At 58.9% G+C, this 22,945-nt stretch carries 25 protein-coding genes; 13 read left to right on the plus strand and 12 right to left on the minus strand.

Annotation, left to right across the window (positions count from 1 at the left end; translation table 11 throughout):
• Positions 1 to 18: 18 nt before the first annotated feature.
• Positions 19 to 1,254, plus strand: a complete 1,236-nt coding sequence (locus DKW72_RS08615; protein ID WP_111641944.1) for an EAL and HDOD domain-containing protein — start codon at positions 19 to 21, stop codon at positions 1,252 to 1,254.
• A gap of 1 nt (position 1,255) precedes the next feature.
• Here DKW72_RS08615 and DKW72_RS08620 read toward each other — a convergent pair whose 3' ends face one another.
• The 6 genes from DKW72_RS08620 to DKW72_RS08645 all read right to left on the minus strand — a co-directional run bounded on the left by DKW72_RS08620 (position 1,256) and on the right by DKW72_RS08645 (position 7,390).
• Positions 1,256 to 1,510: a glutaredoxin family protein gene (locus tag DKW72_RS08620; RefSeq protein ID WP_111641945.1), complete on the minus strand. Its 255-nt coding sequence runs from the start codon at positions 1,508 to 1,510 to the stop codon at positions 1,256 to 1,258.
• A gap of 55 nt (positions 1,511 to 1,565) precedes the next feature.
• Entirely contained in the window at positions 1,566 to 2,120 is a 555-nt protein-coding gene (locus DKW72_RS08625; RefSeq protein WP_111641946.1) for a DUF5610 domain-containing protein, read from the minus strand.
• A 90-nt stretch (positions 2,121 to 2,210) separates the two neighbouring features.
• Positions 2,211 to 3,068: an FHA domain-containing protein gene (locus DKW72_RS08630; RefSeq protein WP_111641947.1), complete on the minus strand. Its 858-nt coding sequence runs from the start codon at positions 3,066 to 3,068 to the stop codon at positions 2,211 to 2,213.
• A 103-nt stretch (positions 3,069 to 3,171) separates the two neighbouring features.
• On the minus strand, positions 3,172 to 3,894 hold the full coding sequence (locus tag DKW72_RS08635; RefSeq protein WP_111641948.1) for a sensor histidine kinase: 723 nt from the start codon (positions 3,892 to 3,894) through the stop codon (positions 3,172 to 3,174).
• 11 nt (positions 3,895 to 3,905) lie between these two features.
• Entirely contained in the window at positions 3,906 to 5,564 is a 1,659-nt protein-coding gene (locus DKW72_RS08640; protein WP_111641949.1) for a tetratricopeptide repeat-containing response regulator, read from the minus strand.
• A gap of 83 nt (positions 5,565 to 5,647) precedes the next feature.
• Entirely contained in the window at positions 5,648 to 7,390 is a 1,743-nt protein-coding gene (locus tag DKW72_RS08645; RefSeq protein ID WP_111641950.1) for a bifunctional diguanylate cyclase/phosphodiesterase, read from the minus strand.
• A gap of 146 nt (positions 7,391 to 7,536) precedes the next feature.
• Between DKW72_RS08645 and cmoA the strand changes: the two genes are divergently transcribed.
• From cmoA to DKW72_RS08660, 3 genes are read left to right on the plus strand one after another with little or no spacing between them, the layout of a single operon-like run.
• Entirely contained in the window at positions 7,537 to 8,268 is a 732-nt protein-coding gene (gene cmoA / locus DKW72_RS08650; RefSeq protein WP_111641951.1) for a carboxy-S-adenosyl-L-methionine synthase CmoA, read from the plus strand.
• Positions 8,232 to 9,254 carry a tRNA 5-methoxyuridine(34)/uridine 5-oxyacetic acid(34) synthase CmoB gene (cmoB, locus tag DKW72_RS08655; RefSeq protein ID WP_408631104.1) on the plus strand — a complete coding sequence of 341 codons (1,023 nt, stop codon included), beginning with the start codon at positions 8,232 to 8,234 and terminating at the stop codon, positions 9,252 to 9,254. Before cmoA ends, cmoB begins: the two co-directional genes overlap by 37 nt.
• Before the next feature lie 3 nt (positions 9,255 to 9,257).
• Positions 9,258 to 10,568 carry an NAD(P)/FAD-dependent oxidoreductase gene (locus tag DKW72_RS08660; RefSeq protein WP_111641953.1) on the plus strand — a complete coding sequence of 437 codons (1,311 nt, stop codon included), beginning with the start codon at positions 9,258 to 9,260 and terminating at the stop codon, positions 10,566 to 10,568.
• Positions 10,569 to 10,572: 4 nt separating this feature from the next.
• Here DKW72_RS08660 and DKW72_RS08665 read toward each other — a convergent pair whose 3' ends face one another.
• Positions 10,573 to 11,115, minus strand: coding sequence for a flavodoxin (locus tag DKW72_RS08665; protein WP_111641954.1), 543 nt, complete (start codon positions 11,113 to 11,115; stop codon positions 10,573 to 10,575).
• A gap of 242 nt (positions 11,116 to 11,357) precedes the next feature.
• Between DKW72_RS08665 and DKW72_RS08670 the strand changes: the two genes are divergently transcribed.
• The 3 genes from DKW72_RS08670 (at position 11,358) to DKW72_RS08680 (ending at position 14,629) form a co-directional block, all read left to right on the plus strand.
• Entirely contained in the window at positions 11,358 to 12,065 is a 708-nt protein-coding gene (locus tag DKW72_RS08670; protein ID WP_111641955.1) for a response regulator transcription factor, read from the plus strand.
• Positions 12,062 to 13,486, plus strand: coding sequence for an ATP-binding protein (locus DKW72_RS08675; RefSeq protein ID WP_111641956.1), 1,425 nt, complete (start codon positions 12,062 to 12,064; stop codon positions 13,484 to 13,486). The genes DKW72_RS08670 and DKW72_RS08675 overlap by 4 nt, the downstream gene beginning before the upstream one ends.
• Positions 13,487 to 13,699: 213 nt before the next feature.
• Positions 13,700 to 14,629, plus strand: coding sequence for a GGDEF domain-containing protein (locus DKW72_RS08680; RefSeq protein WP_111641957.1), 930 nt, complete (start codon positions 13,700 to 13,702; stop codon positions 14,627 to 14,629).
• Positions 14,630 to 14,635: 6 nt separating this feature from the next.
• Here DKW72_RS08680 and rluB read toward each other — a convergent pair whose 3' ends face one another.
• The 5 genes from rluB to DKW72_RS08705 all read right to left on the minus strand — a co-directional run bounded on the left by rluB (position 14,636) and on the right by DKW72_RS08705 (position 19,182).
• On the minus strand, positions 14,636 to 15,607 hold the full coding sequence (gene rluB / locus DKW72_RS08685; protein ID WP_111641958.1) for a 23S rRNA pseudouridine(2605) synthase RluB: 972 nt from the start codon (positions 15,605 to 15,607) through the stop codon (positions 14,636 to 14,638).
• Positions 15,608 to 15,630: 23 nt separating this feature from the next.
• Entirely contained in the window at positions 15,631 to 16,611 is a 981-nt protein-coding gene (scpB, locus tag DKW72_RS08690) for an SMC-Scp complex subunit ScpB (RefSeq protein ID WP_232522358.1), read from the minus strand.
• A 43-nt stretch (positions 16,612 to 16,654) separates the two neighbouring features.
• Positions 16,655 to 17,482, minus strand: a complete 828-nt coding sequence (locus DKW72_RS08695; protein ID WP_232522367.1) for a segregation and condensation protein A — start codon at positions 17,480 to 17,482, stop codon at positions 16,655 to 16,657.
• 185 nt (positions 17,483 to 17,667) lie between these two features.
• Positions 17,668 to 18,294 (minus strand): L-threonylcarbamoyladenylate synthase, encoded by a 627-nt coding sequence (locus DKW72_RS08700; RefSeq protein WP_111641959.1) that lies wholly within the window; start codon positions 18,292 to 18,294, stop codon positions 17,668 to 17,670.
• 51 nt (positions 18,295 to 18,345) lie between these two features.
• A complete protein-coding gene (locus DKW72_RS08705) occupies positions 18,346 to 19,182 on the minus strand; it encodes a PHP domain-containing protein (protein WP_111641960.1) in 837 nt (278 codons plus the stop codon).
• A gap of 88 nt (positions 19,183 to 19,270) precedes the next feature.
• Here DKW72_RS08705 and DKW72_RS08710 point away from each other — a divergent pair, with 88 nt between their 5' ends.
• The 6 genes from DKW72_RS08710 (at position 19,271) to DKW72_RS08735 (ending at position 22,941) form a co-directional block, all read left to right on the plus strand.
• Complete coding sequence (locus DKW72_RS08710; RefSeq protein ID WP_198411283.1) at positions 19,271 to 20,014, plus strand: VC0807 family protein; 744 nt, start codon at positions 19,271 to 19,273, stop codon at positions 20,012 to 20,014.
• A gap of 10 nt (positions 20,015 to 20,024) precedes the next feature.
• Positions 20,025 to 20,324: a YciI family protein gene (locus DKW72_RS08715; protein ID WP_111641961.1), complete on the plus strand. Its 300-nt coding sequence runs from the start codon at positions 20,025 to 20,027 to the stop codon at positions 20,322 to 20,324.
• Positions 20,325 to 20,362: 38 nt separating this feature from the next.
• Positions 20,363 to 21,052: a TIGR04211 family SH3 domain-containing protein gene (locus tag DKW72_RS08720; protein ID WP_157960442.1), complete on the plus strand. Its 690-nt coding sequence runs from the start codon at positions 20,363 to 20,365 to the stop codon at positions 21,050 to 21,052.
• Positions 21,053 to 21,060: 8 nt separating this feature from the next.
• Positions 21,061 to 21,654 carry a peptidylprolyl isomerase gene (locus DKW72_RS08725; protein ID WP_232522368.1) on the plus strand — a complete coding sequence of 198 codons (594 nt, stop codon included), beginning with the start codon at positions 21,061 to 21,063 and terminating at the stop codon, positions 21,652 to 21,654.
• Complete coding sequence (locus DKW72_RS08730) at positions 21,651 to 22,433, plus strand: pyridoxine 5'-phosphate synthase (protein ID WP_111641964.1); 783 nt, start codon at positions 21,651 to 21,653, stop codon at positions 22,431 to 22,433. Before DKW72_RS08725 ends, DKW72_RS08730 begins: the two co-directional genes overlap by 4 nt.
• Before the next feature lie 94 nt (positions 22,434 to 22,527).
• Positions 22,528 to 22,941, plus strand: coding sequence for a CBS domain-containing protein (locus DKW72_RS08735; RefSeq protein WP_111641965.1), 414 nt, complete (start codon positions 22,528 to 22,530; stop codon positions 22,939 to 22,941).
• The last annotated feature ends 4 nt before the right edge of the window (positions 22,942 to 22,945 follow it).

Consider the following 22,945-nt stretch of genomic DNA (forward strand, 5'->3'; position numbering starts at 1 on the left):
TCAGGCTTACAGGATGCTATGAACGAACAATTGCCGCTGCTGGCGCGCCAACCGATTTTTAACCGTTCCATGGAAGTTGTGGCCTACGAATTGCTGTGGCGCGCCACCGGCACTCAGCGCCAAGCCGATGCCCAGCGCGACGGCGATATGGCCAGCTCGCAGGTTATTCTGAATGCCTTCACCGAGCTCTCGTTCAACGATCTGATCGGCACGCGCAAGGCCTACGTCAACTTTACCCGTTCGCTATTGCTTGCACCGCCACTGATCAACAAGGATCGCCTGGTCATTGAAGTTCTGGAAAACCAGGTCGTCGATCAAGCCATGCTTGATGCCCTCGCACAGCTTCGCAGGCAAGGCTATACCATTGCGCTGGATGACTTCGTCCTCTCGCCGGAAACCCAGCCGCTGCTCGAATTGGCCGACGTCGTCAAACTCGACGTTCTGGCTCTGAGCCGACCTCAGCTTGAAGAGCATATTGAGCGTTTGCGCCCCTACCCGCTCAAGCTGCTTGCGGAGAAAGTTGAGGACCACGAGCAATTGGCGTACTGCCTGGACGCGGGGTTTGATCTTTTCCAGGGCTTCTTCCTGGCTAAGCCCAAAATCATCAAGGGCCGACGACTCACCGAAAGTAAGCAGGCAGTGATCGAGCTGCTCACCACCCTGCACAACCCGGAAGTTGACATTGGCGAGGCTGAACGCTGTATTGCCCGCGATCCCATCCTGAGCTACAAGCTTTTGCGTCTGGTCAATTCCGCCGCCTTTGCCCTGCCCCGCAAGATCGAATCGCTGCGCCAGGCCATTACCCTGTTGGGGCTGGACATCATCAAGAACTGGGTCAATCTGCTCGCCATGTCCAAGCTCGGGAACAAGCCCAATGAGCTGTATATCGCCGCACTGACCCGCGCGCGCATGTGTGAGGTGATCGCCACCACCAGCAGCGGCAGACCGCGCCAAGACAACTTTTTTACCGTGGGCCTGCTGTCAACGCTGGATGCGTTTATGGACATGCCGCTCGAGGAGTTGGTGGCCAGTCTGTCACTGAGCGAAGGACTGAGTCAGGCGCTGCTCGCACACGAGGGTGAAGAGGGTGAGGTGTTATCGCTGGTGCTGCGCTATGAGCAGGCCAACTGGGATGATATTGATTGGGCATTTTTGCGCAAACGCCGGATAACGCCAGAGCTTTTGACCCAGGTTTACCTGGAATCATTGCACTGGGTCGGCGATGTGATGTCGGACTTTTCGGCCCGCACCTGATTTACGCCTGGGCGTCGAGCCACTCGGCCAATTGCAACGCATCGAAGGGCCACCCCAATTCGATACCAGAGGGGGCCGCGACGACAGGAATACGCACACCGTAGGTCTCAATCAGCTGATCGCTGTCCTCGCCCTCGGCAATATCCACTTCCCGCAACTGCCAGCCACGGGCATCAAGCGCGGGCCAAAGAAGCACCTTGGCGGACTCGCACAAGTGACAGGCTTGAGTGGTGTAGAGGGTATAGGTCTGAGACATGGTGGTGAATACCGGTAACGCGGGGTCTAAACCCTAGCGCCACCGGAGCTCAGAATCAAGCCTCGTCGTCTTGCGCGAGGAAGTCCTGGAGGAATTTCAGGCGCAGATCCTCAATACCCTCAATCACCCGTTCGTACGTATTGTCGATATCTGCCTGAATCTCGGGGTTGAGCATACTGAGCGCTTCAAGCTTGGCAGCAGCCTCGGCAAAACCTTGTTCGAACCCCTTGAGGCCCGCCTCCAGGCGTGCTTCAAGCTGCTCTGGAGTGGCGCCATCGGCAGCATCCATTTGCAGGCGTCGCTCGATAAAGCCCAGAATATTGTTGGCCACCTTTTCGGCCGTCAGCGGCTCAAACTGTTTGAAAGCCGCCATCGCCTCGTCGTTCATGCCGCGTCCGGCAATACGCTCATAGGCCTTGGCCAGGGTCTGATCGACCACGCTCAGCGCCTCCTGACGCTGAACACTCATACTCTGTGAGCCGCGATCAAAGCTGACCTCGGTGGTATTTACCTGTGTAACACTGCGGCTTTGCACCACGCCGGCTGGGCCACCTTGCGGGCGGGCGTTGTCAGGTAAGTTTGGCTGCGTGGGCAGGCTGGGAAGCTTCATCGCGATACCCCCTGCGCTCAATGGCGCGTGAGAACGAATTTACGCCTTTTCAGGCACTTGTTCCGTTTATCGGCCGCTTTTGCTCAAACTTTAGCCATGCAGCACGAAAAAAACCAGCATCGCTGCCACTAGCGCGCTTACCCCCAGCGCTGCCCCCCACCAATGTCGACTGCCCGAACGCGCCGCACTCGTCGCGGCCACGCTGGACGGCGCACGCACCGATTCAGGCTCGGCTTGAGGTGCCCGGGGTGCGCGCTGTGCCGTCCGGTTGCGCGTCGTGCGGGCACCGCTACCCGTCATATCCCGGCCCCTGGGCCGTACCGTGGTTTTATCCAGCTCTTCAGAGGGGCCCAAAACACCGAAGGACAGGGTATCAAAACGCAACTCGTCGCCGCGCCGAACCCGGGCCTCAGTGACCCGCTTACCGTTGACAAACGTGCCATTGGAGGAATCCAGGTCCTTGACATAAAGCAGACCTTTGATCAGCCGCAACTCGGCGTGACGGCGCGACAAGTGAGCGGCCCCAAGGGTAATATCACACTCCCGGGCACGCCCCACCAATGTGGTCGCGGCAAGTGGGAACACCCGGTGCGCCAACGCCGTGTGGTTGGCTTTGAGCGACCAACTGCTGACGGCGCCAACACGGCCGCGGGTGTGTTCCTGTTTCGGATCGATGACTTGTAACTCACGATCGAGCAAGGTGATGGTATCGCCGAGCACGAGCGCGTGCTCGCCAATCACGGCTTTACCGTTAACGGCAACCGCAACGTCAGGCTCCCGGTTGACCAATGTCAGCCGATCACCGCTGACGCGAACTTCCAGTTGTTGCTCGGCAACCCGCCGATCATCGATGATTAAATCATTGCTCGCCAGACGGCCGATCGTAACCCCCGGCTCGACGAGCCAAACCGCACTGTGTTTATTATCTTTTGAGCGGATTTTCAGCATGATGAACTTCCCTTGGCGTTCGTTGCAAAGCGCGATAATGCAATATTTTCGGCGTCCAGTTCAACTCTATCTTCCAAACTGTGACGCACATCACGCACCAACCTCAGGGCAAGCGCAAATTCAAAATACCCCCCCCCAGTTCACCACCATTTTCGAGTAAAAGCGCACCCCGCGCGCCCTTCGATTTATGGGCTTCCACGACTCGCTGGGCAAACAACAAACCCAAATGGGTATTGCCGCTACTGAAGGACACTCCGGCATTCTCCTGCGCTGGGGCGTCAAGCATGGCCTGCGGGTAACCGGTGCCATCATCGGCAATGCTGATCAACAGCCCGTGCTCATCCACTCGAGCCGAAACCTTCAGCGTTTCACGCGTGTAGCGCGCCGCATTCACCAGAACATTATTGATGACACCGCCAATCAGTTCAGCATCAAAATACCAAGCCAGGTCATCATCACAATCGAGCTCGACATTGATCCCGCGCGTTTGGAACAACATATCGTTGCGGGCGATCTGGTCTTCAATAACGTCCCGTACATACTGCTCATCGACGTCGACCAGCATACGCCGCTCCTGCATACGGTAAAGTGCCAACAGTTGTACCAGCTCGCTGTTGATACGGGATGTTTCATACTGCAGCACCGCAAACTGACGCGCCTGCGCCTCATCTTGCGGCGGCGACTGCTCGATCACCTCACCAAGCGTGTGCAGTAACATGCCGAGCGAGTTTTTCATATCGTGGACGCTGGAGGCCAGGACAAAGCTGAAATCCAGCTCTTCATCTTCACCGGTGCGGACGCCCGCCTGTTTGTCACTTTGACTCATAGTCGCTCCTGTCACGCCTTGTTGGTTTGCTGATGTTGCTGTTGATAGCGCCGGAACCGCTCGTGCAGCTGCCGGTAGCGCTGGAATTGCTCATGGGCAGGCGACACCGCCGCCTCGACTTCCGCAAGTGCCGTCTGTACTCGCTCGTAATCGCGCTCATCGTGGGACTGATTCTCGAGCTTACCCAGCAGCGTCTGAATAAGGTTCAGACGCAAACCCTGATGATTGGGAAAGGTTCGCAAGGCACTTTCAAAACACTCCCGCGCCGCCGTGTAGTTTTTTGCCTCGTAGTAACCGATACCCCGGCGGTTAATCGAGGCCACCAACTGACGATTCTTGGCGCTAACCGGCTCTTCCAGAAGACGATCGATTTTCTCCAGCTCGGATTCATTCTCACGGTGAAATTCCAGCAAATGCTTGAGCATACGGCTCGCTTCTTTTTCGTCACCCAGCATCCGACAGGCGCCGGTGTATTCCAGCGCGACATCGGTATTTCCGTATAACAGGGTGTCGTCTTCTGTGAAGCTTTCCTTCATCGCCCCGAGCAACTGTTTGGCACGCTGCTTATCGCCCTGAACCACTGCCAATTGTGATTCGATCAAATGCGCCTGCATGTGACGCTCCGGAGACTTGCCAAAGCGCTGCTCGAGGGCGTTGATAGCCTTGCTGGCTTCGCGTGCGAAGGGTTTTGCGAGGTTCTTGTCGGTGCGCCCCAGACCGGCGACTGCCCGCCCAAACTGCAGATGGAATTCAACATTGTCATAGCAGGAAAACTCGCCCTGGCGCACCGCCCGGCGCAGGGCTGTAGCCGCCACCTCGAGGTCGTTGTTGTGCATCGCCACAGAGCCCAGCAGTTGCTGGCGCTGAATGGCCAGTGGAGACACACTCACCGCCTGCTCCAGGGTACGCTGCAAACCCTCCCAGTCCTCCTGCTCCCGAAAAATCTCGGACAGCAGGTCATAGGCCCGCATGGCCAGGGGATTGGTTTGAATCACTTCGTCCAGCCATTGCTGCGCGCCCACCAAATCACCCTGCGCCTTCTTCACGGCTGCCATCCCCACCTGCGCCCAATCGAGTACACGATTGTCCAGAACCTGACGATAGACCGCCTCGGCCTCCTCGGTCTGCCCCTGGGACAGGAAGAGCTCTGCCAGCATTTTCTGGCAGCGTGCAGCGTGGCGCCCTCCTCCGCGAATCTCCTTCTGGCATAGCGCGATGGCAACATCGGTCTGACCGCCCTCAGTCGCCCGCTTGATGCCACCAATCAGTGGCTGCTCCGCCAGTAGTCGCCGCAGGCGCTGATACAGCGCCATGGGCGTCACCGGTTTGGCCATATAGGCGTCGGGCTCAAAGTCGTATGCCGCCATAACAATACTCTTGCTCGACTCCGCCGACACCATGATGAATAACGAGCCACTGCCGAGCAGCTTGCGGTAGCGCAGCTCTTCAAGCACCTGCTGACCATTCTTGCCTTTGCCCAGGTTATAGTCACACAGCACCAGATCATAGGTTTTATGACGGCAGAACTTGAGCGCCTCGTTGCCGTTAATGGCGACATCCACCTTGTCGATCCCGAAATCCTGGAGCATTTTGGTCATGGTCAGGCGAAAACTGTCGAAATCATCGACAATCAGAGCATTGAGCTTGCTGTAGTCATGCAAAGCGGACATGGCGTTTCCTCGCGTTGAGCCGCGACTCCCGGGGTCATCATCACTAGCAGAGTAGCTTACTGTACCTCAGGCCGCAGAGGAACTCACTCCACACTCCGTCGCCGGGACACAAATAAATGGCTACCCGACTGCTGCTTGGCACTGGCTTTGGCCTCAGCCAAAAGCAGTGACAGCTGATGATGGGTGCGGCATGCATCGAGATCCGGATGAACACAGCCAATGGCGAGAGTGAGTGGACCATAGCGCTTGCGCCGCCCCGCTCTATCCTTGCTCCAGTATGCCTGCTGATCCGGGGACAACACCTTGTTGAGCAGATTCGGGAAATCGGCGAGTATCGCCTCGCAACGGGTATACCAATCCGCTGACTGAAAGATCAAGATAAAGTCATCGCCCCCCACGTGGCCAAGAAAATCGCATTCATGATCCAGATGACGGGACAGGGACTGGCTTAAGCGGATGATGATATCGTCGCCATAGCTGTAGCCGAAGGCATCATTGAAGGGCTTGAAGTGATTGATATCGCAATAGGCTGCAGTGAACGGTCGACGCTCGCTTAACAGGTGATCCACCCACTCGTAGAGCGGGACATTGCCCGGCAGCTGAGTCAGGGGGTTGCTATGGCGCGCCGCCGTCAACTTTTCCTCGGTGATCGCGCGCAGCAGGCTTTGCACGCGCGCAACGCCAAAGTATTGACCCCGCTCGCACACCAGGATATCGGTATTGAGGTTCTGCCCCGGCTCTTCCGTTAGCCGTTGACCGACGGATTTCAATTCGCTTTCGGCTTCCAGAATCAAGGCGCGCTTGCTCACAAATCCGGCAATCGGCTTGGTCGCGTGCAGATCGCGGGCGTACTGACGCGAATACATCTCCAGCAGTTCACCCCGATTGACCATGCCCACCGGGCGTGTGCCATCCACCACGGGCAGAGATGCCAGTCCCGGGTCATCGAGAAAGCGCTGCACCACTTGGCCGGTAGCCTCCTTGGGCGCAAGCGGCTGCAAGTGGCGAGTGATATCACGCAGACAGCGGGAAAAAACATCTTGTCGCCGGGGAGTCAGCACCGGTAGCGCAGCGAGGTGCTCGGGAAGAGTCTTCGGAGGGGTGGCTTGCGGTCGCCCAAGGTAAAAACCCTGAAAATAATCCACACCCATGGTGATCAGCGTTTGCAGCTCGGCCTTGGTTTCAATACCCTCGGCAATCACTTTGTTGCCGGTACGGTGGGCAATGGCGAGCATCGCCCGGACGAACTCCCGCTTGACCGGATCCAGGTCAATGTTGGAGATGAAATGTCGGTCAATTTTGACATAGTCCGGGTAGAGCTCACTCCACACCCTGAGCCCGGAGTAACCAGCCCCCAGGTCATCGAGCGCGACGGCAAACCCCTGGCTGCGAAAATGCGCGGTGGCTCGGGTCAGCAGCACCGAATCATCCAGCGGTTGACGCTCAGTGAGCTCAAAGACAATACGCTCCGCCGACAGCCCAACCCGCTGGAGTATCTCCCGGGTGACACCATCCCGGTACTCGGTATCGGTAAAGCTGAGCGGCGACATATTCAGAAACAGCTTGCCCGGCAACCCCAGCGCCGCGAACTGCTCACAGGACACGGCACGGCAGGCAAACTCCAGAGCCGCAAGCTGATGCCCCGAGCGGGCCGCCGCGAACAGCTGATCAGGTGTGTGCAAAGGGCTATCAGCCGGTCCGCGAATCAGCGCCTCGTAGCCCAAAATACGTTGGGCTTCCCAATCAATGATCGGTTGAAACAGTGGAGTCAGTTGACGACCATCAATCAACTGTTGAAGTGCGTAAGAATCCGGGTGCAATGCCACTAACGGTTGCTCAGGTAAGGAGGAATTTGAGTGGCGCCTATCATGTGGCACTTATGTGACACTATTGTGAAATAATTTGGCGCGAGCGGCATCGAGCGCTACAATGGGCGCGCCAGCCACCCCTGCACGGAGCCCTGCTGCCCACCATGTCCGATCGACCCGATACCCTTTACGCCGACCCCCTCGCGCAGGTTGGCCGATTCGCGTTTGACAAGACGGTGGTGGCGGTCTTTCCGGATATGATCAAACGCTCGGTGCCCGGCTACGCCACCATCATCCAGCTTATTGGCGACCTGGCTGAGCGCTACGCGCAATCCGGCAGCCGTTGTTATGATCTGGGCTGTTCCCTGGGTGCCGCGACCCTCGCCATGCGCCACCGGATCCACAGTGCTGACTGCCAGATTGTCGCGGTAGACAACTCTGCGGCCATGATCGAGCGCTGCAAACAGGTGCTGGACGCCGACTCCGGACCCGTGCCGGTCGAGCTGCGCTGCGACGACATCTGCAGCACCGAGATTGCCGATGCCTCAGTGATCGTGCTCAACTTTACACTCCAGTTCGTTGCCCTGGCGAAACGCGACGCGCTGCTGAAACGTCTGTACGACGCCTTGCGCCCCGGCGGCATCCTGATCCTGTCCGAGAAAGTGGCCTTCGACGATGAGCCCCACCAACAGCTGATGACCGAGCTGCATCACAACTTCAAACGCGCCAATGGTTACAGCGATCTGGAGATTGCCCAGAAGCGCTCGGCACTGGAGCAGGTGCTGGTGCCCGAGACCCTCAATCGCCATCGCGAACGCTTGCGTGCAGCGGGCTTTTCCAGTGTCGATGTCTGGTTTCAATGTTTCAATTTTGCCTCGATGATAGCCATCAAATAATGGACGACTTTCAGGACCTGATTAACGCGCTTGCCGACACCCCCCTTGCCGACTGGGCCGATCAATTGCCCGCGCAAATCAGCGCCGGGCTCGATCCCAGGCGCTACGGCGACCTGCCCCGCTGGCAAGCTGCACTCGATGCCCTCCCGACGCCCGAGCCCTCAGACATCGATCTCAAACACGGGGTGCGCATTGGCGCTGACGACCAGGGCCGCGCGTTCGACTGCGACCCGGACACCCAGGCCCAGGTGCGCGCCTCACTTGAACAGCTCATTCCCTGGCGCAAAGGCCCCTACCGTATCCATGGCATTCATCTGGACACGGAATGGCGTTCAGACTGGAAATGGGAACGCGTCGCGCCTCACCTGGCCCCGCTCGACAACCGCCTGGTACTCGACGTCGGTTGCGGCAATGGCTACCACTGCTGGCGGATGCTGGGCGCCGGCGCACGCCGGGTGATCGGCATCGACCCCTCGCCCCGCTTTGTGGTCCAGTTTCAGGCCATCAAGCGCCTGGCCGGCGGACACTTCCCGGTAGACGTTCTGCCTCTGGGAATCGAACATCTACCCCCCAGACTCGCCGCCTTCGACACGGTTTTCTCCATGGGGGTGCTCTATCACCGCCGCTCGCCCATGGACCATTTACGCGAGCTGAAAGAAGCCGTGCGCCCGGGTGGCCAGGTCGTTCTGGAAACACTGGTGATCGAAGGCCCGCTCGGTCAGACCCTGGTGCCGGAAGGACGCTATGGCAAAATGAACAATGTCTGGTTTTTACCCAGCTGCGAGACGTTACTGTCATGGCTGCGCAAAGCGGGTTTTCGCGACCCACGTGTGGTCGACGTCTGCACGACCACTACCGAGGAACAACGCGCCACGCATTGGATGCGCTTTCAGTCGCTCGCCGACTTTCTCGACCCCACCAATCCCGCACGGACGGTCGAGGGCCACCCGGCGCCGATCCGCGCCGTGTTTATCGCCGAGGTATAAGCCATGGAAAACCCTGATACCCTTCCCCGCATCGTCATCGTCGGCGGCGGCGCTGGCGGCCTGGAGTTGGCCACCCGCCTGGGCGACAAGCTCGGACGCAAGGGCAAGGCGCAAGTGGTGCTGATCGACCGCAATACCACCCACGTCTGGAAGCCACTCTTGCACGAAATTGCGGTAGGCACTATGGATGAAGGCGTCGATGCGGTCAGCTACCGGGGCCACGCCTACGCCCACCACTTTCATTTTCGGGTGGGTAGCCTCACGGACATCGATCGGGAGCAGCGCCAAGTGGTGCTGGCACCCCTGAGCGATGATGAGGGCAAGGAGGTGCTCCCCAGCACCCGTATCGATTACGACTACCTGGTGCTCGCCCTGGGCTCCATTTCGAATGACTTTGGCACCCCCGGCGTACGCGACCACTGCACCTACCTGGACAGCCTGGGACAAGCCCACAAATTTCGCAATCGCCTGCTCAATCGCCTGTTACAGATTCAGCGGCTCCCGGACGCCAACAAGGATGTCCATGTGGCGATTGTCGGCGCGGGTGCCACCGGCGTCGAACTGTCCGCCGAGTTGCATCTGGCAGTGACCGAGTTCCATCACTACGGTTTCGACGCAGTCTCCAGCGAGCACCTGCGCCTCACCCTGATCGAGGCCGGTGAACGCATACTCCCGGCGCTGCCCGAGCGTATTTCAAGCGCCGCACACCGGGAACTGCAGAAAATCGGGGTCAATATCCGCCTCAACACCCGCATTACCGCCGCCCATCATCAGCAACTGGAAACCGGCGACGGAGAGACGCTGAATGCGGATTTGATGGTGTGGGCGGCCGGCGTGAAAGTCCCGGATTTTATGGCCAACATCGCCGGCCTTGAAACCAACCGGATCAACCAGCTCAAGGTCAACGAGTACCTGCAATGCACCCGGGATGAGCGCATCTTCGCCCTCGGCGACTGTGCGGAGTTTGTGCAAGCGGACGGCTCGCGGGTTCCTCCCCGGGCGCAATCGGCGCATCAGATGGCCAACTGCTGCTATAGCAACCTGCGCGCAAGCCTGGACGGCAAAAAGCTCACACCTTTCCGTTACAAGGATCACGGCTCGCTGGTGTCGCTCGCCCGCTATTCAACTGTGGGCAACTTGATGGGCAACCTGTCCCGCGGCAGTCTGTTTATTGAGGGGCATATGGCGCGATTTGCATACGTTTCCCTGTACCGGATGCATCAGATCGCCCTTCATGGATTGGCGCGCACGGGCCTGATTGTCTTGACCGGACGCATCAATCGCTGGCTGAAACCGCGCCTCAAACTGCATTGAGGGATCAATCGTCGAGGGTCTGCAGAGGCGTACTCAAACCAAACTCCCGGTGGATCTGGGCGCACCACCGGTTGAGTCGCTCAGCCGTGAGGTCTTCTTGCTGGTCTTCATCGATTGCCAGCCCTACAAAAGCCTCCCCCCCCGGGACCTCCGCTTTGGAGGCATCGTACTCGTAGCCCTCGGTTGGCCAGTGGCCCACAATCTCCGCGCCGGCCGGCACAATCACATCGTGCAACATGCCCATGGCATCGAGAAAGTAATCCCCATAGCCGAACTGATCCCCCAGCCCAAAAAGCGCCACCTGCTTGCCGGTAAAATCAACCTCGGCAATATCTTCCCAGAACTCTTCCCAATCCGACTGAATTTGACCGAAATCCCAGGTCGGAATCCCCAGAATAATCCGATCGTAGTCCGTAAACGTCAGCTGGGTGACATCCGCAATATCGTGAACCGCCACCGCTTCTGCCCCGAGCCGCGCCTGGATGCGATAGGCCACGGCCTCGGTATTGCCCTCGTCACTGCCAAAGAAGAGTCCAATTTTGCTCACGCTAACCCCTTGCCCACAATGGAAAAGCGGAATTTTCCCAGTTACCCGGTACCGGCGCAAGCCCTGTCGGAGAATGCCTGTGCCTGCAGGCAATTCCTGCTAAAATGCCTCAAAACCGGGACAATCACGGACAAGCGGTTCGCTGTTAAGAAGGGTAAAACAACGGCAAAAGCCCATGACAGGGCACCGCCCCTGTAGCACACTTATTCCACGCCCGAAAGACGACGGACAATCTGCGACCTATGACCAAGCTGCTGCTGATCGATGACGACCGCGAGCTCTGCCAATTGCTCAACGAATACCTGGATGCCGAGGGCTTTACGGTAGACATGGCTCACGACGGAGAGCAAGCGCTTGCCCGCCTCGACAGCCAGAGTTTTGACGCCATTATTCTCGATGTCATGCTGCCCATCCTCAACGGCTTTGACGTGCTCAAACGGCTTCGGCAGAGCTGCCAGACCCCGGTGCTGATGCTGACCGCCAAAGGCGATACCATCGACCGCGTGGTGGGCCTGGAAATTGGTGCCGACGACTATTTGGCCAAACCCTGTGACCCCCGGGAGCTGGTGGCGCGGGTGCGCGCCGTGCTGCGCCGCAGCAGCCCTGCCAAGACTTCCGGTAGCGCCAACCCCGAGCGCCTGAGCGCCCGGGATATCGTACTCCACCCGGCCAGTCGCAGCGCTCTGTGGCGGGACAAAGAACTCCCGCTGACCGGAACCGAGTTCAGTGTCCTGGAATTACTGGTACGCGCCGCAGGCCAGGTCGTCAGCAAAGACCATCTGACCGAAGAGGCGCTCAACCGCAAGCTGACCCCCTACGATCGCAGTATTGATGTCCACGTCAGCAACATCCGCAAAAAGCTGACCCAGGCCGGTGCCGACAAGGAGCTGATTATCAACGTCCGCGGGGCCGGCTATATGCTGACGTTGAGTGACGAACAGGCCCCATGATCTCCCGCCTTTACCTGAAGATCTTTTTTACCTTCTGGCTGATCACTGCCCTCATTATCGTGACCACCAATGTGGTCGCCCATTGGTTCGACCTGACGCCGGACTCCAGCATCTCCAACCAGCGCCAGGACGGCAACTACGAGCCCGCCCGACGACTGCTTTACCAGATGGTCGGCTCTGCCATCAACCGCAACACCGAACAGGTGATTCAGGATCTGCGCGCCATGCCTTCCTGGTCCACCCAGTACTTTTATGTGATAGACGCCGATGGTAGGGACCTGCTCGGACGCCCGCTGCCTGCCGGTGTCGACGAACTCCTGCCGCGATTGACGCCGTCTCACCCCTATGACCGAATTCGCGAGCCCGATCGGCGTATCTTTGGCCGCCAGGTCACCCTCAATGACGGTAATGTGGTGAATGTGGTGACCGTATCGGGACGGCGCGGCGAGTCGGAATCCGACGTTATCTGGCAGCTGTTTATCAACAATATCTGGCCACTGCTGCTCATTTCAATTTTGATCAGCGGCAGTCTGTGCCTGGTACTCGCACGGTATTTTTCCAGCGGTATCCTCACCTTGCAAAGAGCCACCCGCCAGATTGCCGATGGTGATCTGAGTGTACGCGTCAGCCCCCACTTCGCCCGACGCCGGGACGAGATCGCCGCCCTCGGCCGGGACTTTGATCATATGACCGCCCGTCTGGAAAAAGCCATGCTCGAGCAGAAACGGCTGATCAAAGATGTGTCACACGAACTGCGTTCGCCGTTGGCGCGCCTGCAGGTTGCCTTGGGGCTGGCTCAGCAGCGCAGCCGCAACGGCGGCAACGTCAATAAAGAGCTCGACCGTATCAAGCTGGCGGCGGACTACCTCAACGATGTCATATCCGACATTCTCGCGCTCCCAGTGAGCGACAATGGCGGCTGGAAGCTTGACGATACCCTCGACCTGCGTTCGCTGCTCGAAACCCTGGTGGACAATTATCTCCCCGAGGCCGACAAGAAACGGGTGCGGCTCGATCTGCACACTGACCTGGATGAGGCGCTGGTGCCCACCCACGGCAACATGCTCGTTGGGGTATTCGAGAATATCCTGCGCAACGCCCTGCACTACACGGCACCGGTCTCGGATATCCTCCTGGACCTGACCTACAACAGTAAGCGCCAACAGTATTGTGTGCGCATCTGCGATGCGGGCCCGGGCGTACCGGAGGAGGAGCTGGACGATATCTTCAAGCCCTTTTACCGAACCGACCAGGCCCGCGATCGAGAGAGCGGCGGCTACGGTTTGGGGCTGGCTATCGCCCAACGCACGGTGGCCCTGCACCAGGGTACCATCATGGCCAGCAACCGCCCCGAAGGCGGCTTGTGTATCCAAGTCTGCCTACCCACGCCGGACGGAATATCGGCACTGCCAGGCCTGTAGCACAGGGCGGCAATAACAGCGCCAAAAAACCGGCAGGATCTTGCCCCCCGCAGGATTCGAGACGCTGAGGTGCCGCCAGAAGAGCGCTCAACCCATTGTTTTTATTAAAAAATATTGCTCGAAAAAAGAATCGGCACAGCCCTTGCTTTAGTCCAGTTCAACACCGGCCGACCAGCCCGGATCAGATGACTGACAGCCAAGGTAGCCTACCCTATGCATTCCCCCGAGGAGTTTGCCCCCGCCCTGAACTGCACTACCAGTGCCGAGGCCGCCTACCATCAGAACCGCCTGTACCGGGCGTTGGCCACCAGCCTTGAACCCGAACGGCTCATTGCTCTGTTTTTCAAGCACCTGCAACCGATGATTCAGGTAGACGGTGTCAGCTTCTGCGCCACCGATAGCGTCTTAGTGGACACCCGGGTCGGCGAAGCCGCTCGCCACCACTGTGAGTACCGGCTCAGCCTTGATGGCTCGGGACGGCCACCGGAACATCTGGGGCTGCTGAAATTCTATCGCAAGCGCCGCTTTAGCGAGGCTGAAACCCAAACCCTGGAGGGGCTACTGAGCACACTGGTCTTCCCCCTGCGCAACGCCCTCACCCACCAGAAAACCCTGATCATGGCGCTGGTCGACCCCCTCACGCAAGTGGGTAACCGCCACGCTCTGGATGCGGCCCTCACACGGGAAATCTGCCTGGCGGAACGCCAGGGTCAGCCCCTGGCACTCCTGGTACTCGATATTGACCACTTCAAGACGATCAACGACACCCACGGGCACAGCTTGGGTGACCGCGCGCTGGCCTTGATCGCTGACAAGCTCAAAGAACTGTGTCGCGCTTGCGACCAGGTTTTCCGCTACGGCGGGGAGGAGTTTGTGGTGATACTGAGCAATACCGGCAGTGAGGGTGCAGGCGTGATCGCCGAGCGACTGCGCAGCGCCATCGAAACAGAAGCGTTGCAGATTGAAGCGCAAGCGCTGAACATGACTGTGAGCATCGGCATCAGCGCTTACAATGGCCGCTGCGGCGAACGCCCGGCACGCCTGTTCGAACGCGCCGACGACGCGCTCTATCAGGCCAAGGCCCAGGGCCGAAACCGCATCGTCACCGAGCCCGCACGCTCCGACCGGCGCCAAGTGGGCTGAGCACAATCAGTTTTTCGGGCTTGGCGGGCGCCGCTTGGACGCGGCCGGCACCGGCGGACGCTTGCCTTTGGGCGCCGAACGCAACTTGCGCTCATGGCGTTCCATTTCGCGCTTCTGCTCCGGCGTCATAGGGGTGATAGCGACACTCTGCTCAATCCCTGCCGTCAGACACAAATCACCGATTTCTTTATCGTTGAGCTCGATCCACTGGCCCACGCGCACGTGGGACGGGATAAAAATATTGCCGTAGCGTACCCGCTTCAGACGACTGACTTTGACACCCTGGGATTCCCACAAGCGACGCACCTCGCGATTGCGCCCCTCCATGACCACACAATAGAACCAGCGATTGCGGCCTTCACCAGCGCCATCGACGATATCCGTAAAACGGGCAACGCCATCATCCAGAAGGACGCCCTCGACCAAGCGCTGCTTCATCTCATCATCGACCTGCCCCTGGATGCGCACCAGGTATTCGCGATCGATGACCGAGGAAGGGTGCATCAATTTATTAGCCAGCTCACCGTCATTGGTGAACAGCAATAGACCGCTGGTATTGAAATCCAGGCGACCCACCGAAATCCAGCGCTCACCGCGTAGCTTGGGCAGGCTTTCAAACACCGTGCGCCGCCCTTCGGGATCAGAGCGTGAGCAGATTTCGCCTTCAGGCTTGTTGTACAGGATAACGCGCCGTTGCGCAGCTTCGGCTTTGGTCATCACGCGCCGGTCGTCAACAAACAGCTTGTCATCCGGGGTAACGCGATCGCCCAAACGTGCGAGCCGGTCGTTGACTTTGACACGACCTTGCTCAATAGCACGCTCCATCTCCCGGCGCGAACCGAGGCCGGCTCGGGCCAAAACCTTTTGTAACTTTTCATCGGTTCCGGTTTCCGGTACCGACGGTTTCGGAGCGTGCTCCGGTTGTTTGCGGGGTGCTTTACCACCCTTGTTCGGGCGTGGCTGTTTGGGTCTGGGCATAATGAATAGTGTCGCTGCAACGCTCACGCGTTGTGTTGGTCCTCGTCGTGCGCGGCGTCCTCATGGTCCGTCGCGCGGGGCTCGTCAATGTCGGTTTCCGACGCCGGCTCTGGCGCGTCTTGTGCGTCCACTGCCTCGTCTTCCTGTTCTTCCACTACCAGGTATTCTTGCGCTTCTTCGTCCGTGTCAGTTGGCTCTTGCACGGCTTCTGTCTGGTCCGACCCGGAAGCCACTTTCGCCTCAATTCCCAGATCCAGTTCGGCATTGAGCTCATCCAGATCGCGAATGTCACCCAGACTCGGCAACTCGTCCAGACTCTTCAGGTTAAAGTAGTCGAGAAATTGTCGGGTGGTGGCGTACAAGGAGGGCCGACCCGGCACATCGCGCTGCCCCACCACCTTCACCCAGTCGCGCTCCATCAGGGTTTTCATGATGTGGCTGCTGACCGCAACGCCGCGAATTTCTTCAATATCGCCGCGAGTAATCGGCTGGCGGTAGGCGATCAGTGCCAGCGTCTCCAGCAGTGCGCGCGAATACCGTTGGGGCTTCTCTTCCCACAGACGGTTGATCCACGGTGCCAGCGCAGGCCGAACCTGCAAGCGAAAACCCGAACCCACTTCCTTGAGCTCGAAGCCCCGCTCGACGTTGGCCGCTTCAATGCGCCCCAAAGCCGCCCGAATGTCTTCATTGCTCGGTGCCACTTCTTCATCAAACAGGGTACGCAAACGGGCGATGGTCATCGGCTGACCAATCGCCAGGAGTGCGCCTTCGATGATTTGAGCGAGCCGCTGCTCGTCGACCGGTTCAGCCGGATTCAGTCGTGAGCGTTCCGCTTTTTCATAATCATCATTGCCCTCGACAAAGCTGTCATCCGCCTCCAGGTGCGCGTCCATGTCGGACATCGACTCAGGGGTCTCATTCTCGATCGCTGATGGCACTGGCTCACTGGCCTCAGTCTCGGGCTGTTCACTGTGCGCCTCGTTCACTCGGCTTTCGTCGTTCATTCAGTCACTCTATTATCGCTGCTGTCTATCAATGCGTTGCGCCCTATTGAACACGCGCCTTTACGTGGATAGAGCCAAAGTCTTCGGTTTGGACAATTTCCACCAGAGATTCCTTGATGAGCTCCATTACCGCCAAGAAGGTAACAATAACCCCCAGGCGACCTTCCTGAACCGTGAACAGACTCACAAAGGGTACAAACTGCTTGTGAGCCAGTTTATCCAACACCTGCGCCATGCGCTCACGGGTAGAAAGCTTCTCCCGGGAAATATGGTGGCTCTCGAACATATCCGCCCGGCGTAATACTTCGGACAGAGCCAGCAGAATTTCCTTCAGCTCGACCTCCGGGTCAGGCCGGGTCAATGTGCGATCGGGAGCCTGGGCACTGGCGCTAAAGACATCGCGGCCAATACGCGGCAATTCGTCAATGTCCTCTGCAGCTTGTTTGAAACGCTCGTACTCCTGCAGGCGACGAATCAACGCGGCGCGCGGATCCTCTTCCTCGTCGTCTTCCTGCGAGCTGCGCGGCAACAACATACGGGACTTGATCTCCGCCAACATGGCTGCCATCACCAGGTACTCGGCGGCGAGCTCAAACTGATGCGCCTCCATCAGCTCCACATAGGCCATGTACTGACCCGTGATCTGAGCGACGTTGATATCCAGAATATCCAGGTTTTGGCGCCGAATCAGGTACAGCAACAGATCCAGCGGCCCCTCAAAGGCCTCCAGAAAGACTTCCAACGCATCCGGCGGAATATACAGATCTTTGGGCAGCTGCGTGTAGGCCTTGCCGTAAACCATGGCAAAGGGCATTTCCGCCTGGCTGGGGTGCTCTGGCTGGGGGTGCTCTGGCAGGTCGTGCGAATCCAGAGCGTCAACCGTCCCCGCCGCTGGCTCTTGCTCAGCTGGTGTCTGCTGCTCGACTGTGTCCTGGGTTTCGCTACTCAACTGACGGCCTGCCTGTCACGTGATCATCTGGATCCGGGGCCGAACCCCGACAAAGCGCGCATTATAGCCTTTATAACCCGGGGGTGACAGCCACATAAATGGCGGATTCAACCGGGCAGAATACCCGAGGCATCGCCCTTGCCCTGGCGGATCAGCTCCGGGACCTCACCGGTCAGATCGATCACCGTGGTCGGCTCGAGATCGCAGTAACCGCCGTCAATCACCAGCTCCACCTGGTGCTCCAGCAGATCCCGGATATCGTAGGGGTCGCTCAGGGGCAACTCATCGTCAGGCAGGATCAGGGAACTGCTCATGATGGGCTCACCCAGCTCTTCCATCAGTGCCAGGGCCACGGCATTGTCCGGTACCCGCAGGCCGATGGTCTTGCGCTTCGGATGCATCAGGCGCCGGGGCACTTCACTGGTGGCTTCGAGGATGAAGGTAAAGGGCCCTGGGGTGTACTGTTTGAGCAAGCGGAAATCCTGATTGTTGACTCGGGCATAGGTCGCCAGCTCCGACAGGTCTCGGCACATCAGGGTGAAGTTATGGTGCTTGTCCAGGCGCCGCATCAGGCGAATCCGGTCGAGCGCCATCTTGTCGCCAATATGGCACCCCAGGGCATAAGCGGAATCGGTCGGGTAGGCGATAATGCCGCCCTGGCGCACAATATCGGCTGCCTGCTTGATCAGGCGGGCCTGCGGATTATCGGGGTGAATCTGAAAAAACTGGGCCACCGTGGTACTCCTGAGAAATCTGGATCGTGGATCTGTGTAAAAACGCGAAGCCTAGCAGCCCAGCGCCGGCAATTGCCAGACAGGGCGGCAATTCTCCGGCAAGGGATCGAACTGACCCAGTGCCTGCCAAGGCTGGTTGGGCTGATGAAAATCACTGCCACAGGAGCTGGCAAGGCCATTGGCTGCGGCAATACGGGCCAGATCCTGGGTCAGGGACAGCACCTGGCGACCACTGATCACCTCCAGGGCATCGCCGCCCGCCTCGCTGAAGGCGCCGATCATCGCACACATCTTGGTTCGCGTCAGGCCATATTTGGCCGGGTGGGCCAATACCGCGACGCCGCCCGCCTGATGCAACCACGCGATAATATCCTCCATCGGCGGCCACTGGTGGCGAACATCACCGACTTTGCCCTTCCCCAAATAACGTTTGAACGCCGCCGACATCGACTTGACGTGACCCTGGGCCACCAGATAACGGGCAAAGTGCGGACGTCCGGGCTGGGCGCCATCGGCCTCGGCCAGCGCCCCGGCGAGACTACCGGGAATTCCTGCTCGGGTGAGCCGTTCGCCAATCTGCTCGGCGCGCTCCGCGCGCGCCGCCTGTTGGACGGCGATCGCCTCCTGCAGCACCGGGTGGTCCAAATCGAACCCCAACCCGACAATATGGACGTCGCGCCCCTGCCAACTACCGGAAAACTCAATACCATTGACCAGTGTCATTCCCAATTTTTGCGCACAACGTCTCGCCTCGGGAACACCGGCTACCGTATCATGGTCTGTAAGGGCGATTATTCGGACCCCGGCCGCATTAGCGCTCGACATCAGCGCCTCAGGGCTTAAAATACCGTCCGAACAATAACTGTGACAGTGCAGATCAACGTGCAATGGGCTCCCCTCTGGTTGTACGCTGCCGTTATAGGCAGCCGTGACGAGCGGCCATTATGACATTTAACGATGAGAGATACCCGCGATCATGACTGAAAAGAGCGCCACCAGCGAACCGCAAGCGAACGCTGACACCACCACTCAGCGTCCCAGACAGGAGAGTTTGTGGGCCAATTTGCTGCTCAACATTGTCATTCCGACACTGATTCTGATGAAACTCAGTGGCGATGACTGGCTCGGCCCACGCCTGGCCCTGATCATCGCCCTCGCCTTTCCGATTTGCTACGGTGTGCGCGATTATCTGGTAAGGCGCAAATTCAACTTTTTCTCGGCGCTGGGGTTCGTCAGTATTCTGCTCACGGGCGGCATCGGCCTGCTCCAGCTCGACCCCCAGTACCTCGCCATCAAGGAAGCCGCCATTCCGGGTCTGATCGGACTGGTGACACTGATCTCGGTAAAAACCCGCTACCCGCTTATCAAGGTTCTGGTATACAACGACAAGGTCCTCAAAGTCAGCAAGGTCGATCACGCCTTGCGCGAACACAACAACGAGGCCGCCTTCGAGAATACCTTGCGCGTTGCGTCCTACCTGGTCGCCGGCTCCTTTTTTCTCTCCTCGTTTCTCAATTACGTACTCGCGCGGCTGATTGTTACCAGCCCGGCGGGCACCACGGCATTTAACGAAGAGCTGGGCAAAATGACGGCACTGAGTTTCCCGGTGATCGCGCTACCGGCCATGATTGTGATGCTCGCTGCGCTATTCTACCTGTTCAAGCGCATTCGGGAGCTTACGCACCTGACACTTGAAGACCTCATCAACGACGGAAAATAAGGAAGCGCCCGTGTTATACGCCATCATGTCTGAAGATATCACCGACAGCCTGCCCTTGCGCAAGCAGGCCCGCCCTGCGCACCTCGAGCGTCTGCAGGCCTTGAAAGATGCCGGGCGCTTGTTGATCGCCGGCCCCCACCCGGCACTGGATACCGAGGAACCCGGCGAAGCCGGCTTCAGTGGTAGCCTGGTGGTGGCCGAATTCGGATCCTTTGAAGAAGCTCAGACCTGGGCCGATGCCGATCCTTATATGGCGGCCGGCGTCTACCGACAGGTCGTCGTCAAACCGTTTAAAAAAGTACTCCCCTGAACCCTTTTATTTACACTTACCGGCGAATGGATAATACCGTGAAAAAACTCGCACTTGTCACTTTGCTTTTGGGGCTCAGCGCCCCGCTTCTGATCCCGGCCGCTCAGGCTGAATCACGCTATGTCTCCGATACCCTGCATGTGCCGTTGCGCTCAGGCATGGGTAACCAGTATCGGATTGTTCACAGTGGCATGCCAAGCGGCACCGAGCTGGAGCTGCTTGAAGAACGTGAAGACAGCAGCGGCGAGGCCTGGAGCCGAGTGCGCACGTCCAACGACGTAGAGGGTTGGGTGCGCAGCCAGTTTTTGCTCGCAACCCCCACCGCCGCCATGCGCCTGAGCACCGCGGAGGGACGAGTCAACCAGCTCAACACCCAGCGCGCACAATTGCAGGGCCAGATCAGTGAGTTGCGCGAACAGAACAGCGAGCTGAGCGAACAGCTGGAAAATCTGCAGGCTGAACACGAAGCATTACAGGCGGACAACGAGCACATCCGCAACGCTTCGGCCTCGGCGCTGGATCTTCAGGAGCAGCACCGGGAACTGAGCGAGGCCTATCAGATGCTGCAAACCCGCGCCGACGTTCTGCAGGCGGACAACCAGCGCCTGAGCCAGGATCGACGCTATCAGGAGTGGCTTTTCGGTGGCGGCTTGCTGATCGCAGGGATTTTACTGGCGCTGATACTGCAGGCGTTGGGCAAGCGCAAACGCGGCTCTGAGTGGGGTTAGATACAATGATAAGGAAATTGCTTATATCCCTTGGCGCGCTGCTGGCTGCCCTCACCGTGAGCGCGGCGAGTGCGGCCGAGCCCGCCCCCCTGGTGCGCCTGAGCACCGACCTGGGCGACCTGGTCGTGGAGCTCGACCCGGAGGCCGCGCCCAAAACCGTCGAAAACTTCCTCGCCTACGTCGATAGCGGTTTCTATGCGGGCACCATTTTCCATCGCGTGATCCCCGGCTTTGTGGCTCAGGGGGGCGGTATGACCTTTGATTTTACCCGCAAGGAAACCCGCGAACCGGTGGTCAACGAGTCCCACAACGGGTTGCAGAATCGGTATATGACCGTCGCCATGGCGCGTACCGCCGATCCTGACAGCGCGACGGCGCAGTTTTATATTAACCTGCGCCACAACCCCAGCCTCGATCCTCAAGGGGAAGCACCCGGCTATACCGTCTTCGGTCGTGTGATTGAAGGCGGCGCCGTCGTTCAGGCCATCGCACGCGAACCGCGCGGCCGCTACCGCGAATACCCGGACGCACCCAATGAACCTATCCGCATTTTGCGTGCCGAACGTATTGAGGTTAGTCGCGAATCCGAGGACACCGAATGAGCAACCCCAAGCTCAGCGTCAATCTTAACAAGATTGCCCTGATCCGCAATTCCCGCCCTGGCAACTACCCCAATGTGGTCAACCATGGACGCCAGGCGCTCGCCGCAGGGGCCGATGGGCTGACAGTGCACCCGCGCCCCGATCAGCGCCATATTCGCCCGAGCGATGTGCGCGAGCTGGCGGCACTGGTCGCCAACTATCCTGGCATTGAGTTTAATGTTGAGGGCAACCCGTTTGCCGACCCTGAGGGTGACTACCCGGGTTTTATGGCATTGGTGCGCGAAACTCGCCCGCACCAATGCACTCTGGTGCCCGACAGCGATGACCAGCTCACCTCGGATCATGGTTTTGACCTGCATCAGGCCAGCGCATCGCTGGCACCCATCGTCGCTGAGTTGCAGACGCTCGGTATTCGTGTGAGCCTGTTTATGGATCCGGACATTGAGCAGTTGGATTTGGCGAAGGCTCTGGGGGTCGAACGTATAGAACTCTACACCGGCCCCTACGCTGCGGCCTACCCCAGCCGCAACGACGCATATGACGCGCTGTTTGAGCGCTACTTCCAAGCCGCAGTGCACGCCCGGAAGATCGGTCTGGAGCTCAATGCCGGCCACGATCTGAATCTGGATAATCTCGACAACTTCTGCCGCCTACCCGGCCTGCTGGAGGTTTCGATTGGTCACGCCCTGACCGTTGACGCTCTGACGATGGGCCTGGACAATGCCGTCAATGCTTACAAGCGCATCTGTGCCTGCCCGCGCCGTGAGCGGGACGCCTGATTAGGGCGCAGGCCAATCCAAACTGGGCTATGCTTAGAACGACGGAATAGCCTTACGTCTAATTTTTAACACCAATGCAGCAGAGGATTACACTATGCATTCGATTTTGGTGAGAGACTATATGCAGCGGGATACCAATGCCATCTCAGTCAGCGCCAATATCGCCGAAGTGGTCAGCCGTCTTGTCAAAGGCAAGATTCCCGGCGCGCCCGTGATCGACGATAAAAAAACGGTGGTGGGTTTCGTGTCCGAACAAGACTGCATCAAGGAAATGCTCAATAATGCCATGTTTTGTGACGAACCACCGTCGGTGACCAAGGTCATGCAGACCGATGTCCTGACCGTCACGCCCAATACCAGTATCGTAGAAATTGCCCAGACCATGCTCAAGCACAAACCCAAAATCTACCCGGTGGTTGACGACGGGAAGTTGGTGGGCATCATCAACCGCAGCCTGATTCTCAAGGCGCTGGTCGAGAACGACGAAGACTGCTACTTGCGCACTTAGCCCA

The organism is Marinimicrobium alkaliphilum (assembly GCF_003259155.1).
Lineage (GTDB): Bacteria > Pseudomonadota > Gammaproteobacteria > Pseudomonadales > Cellvibrionaceae > Marinimicrobium_A > Marinimicrobium_A alkaliphilum.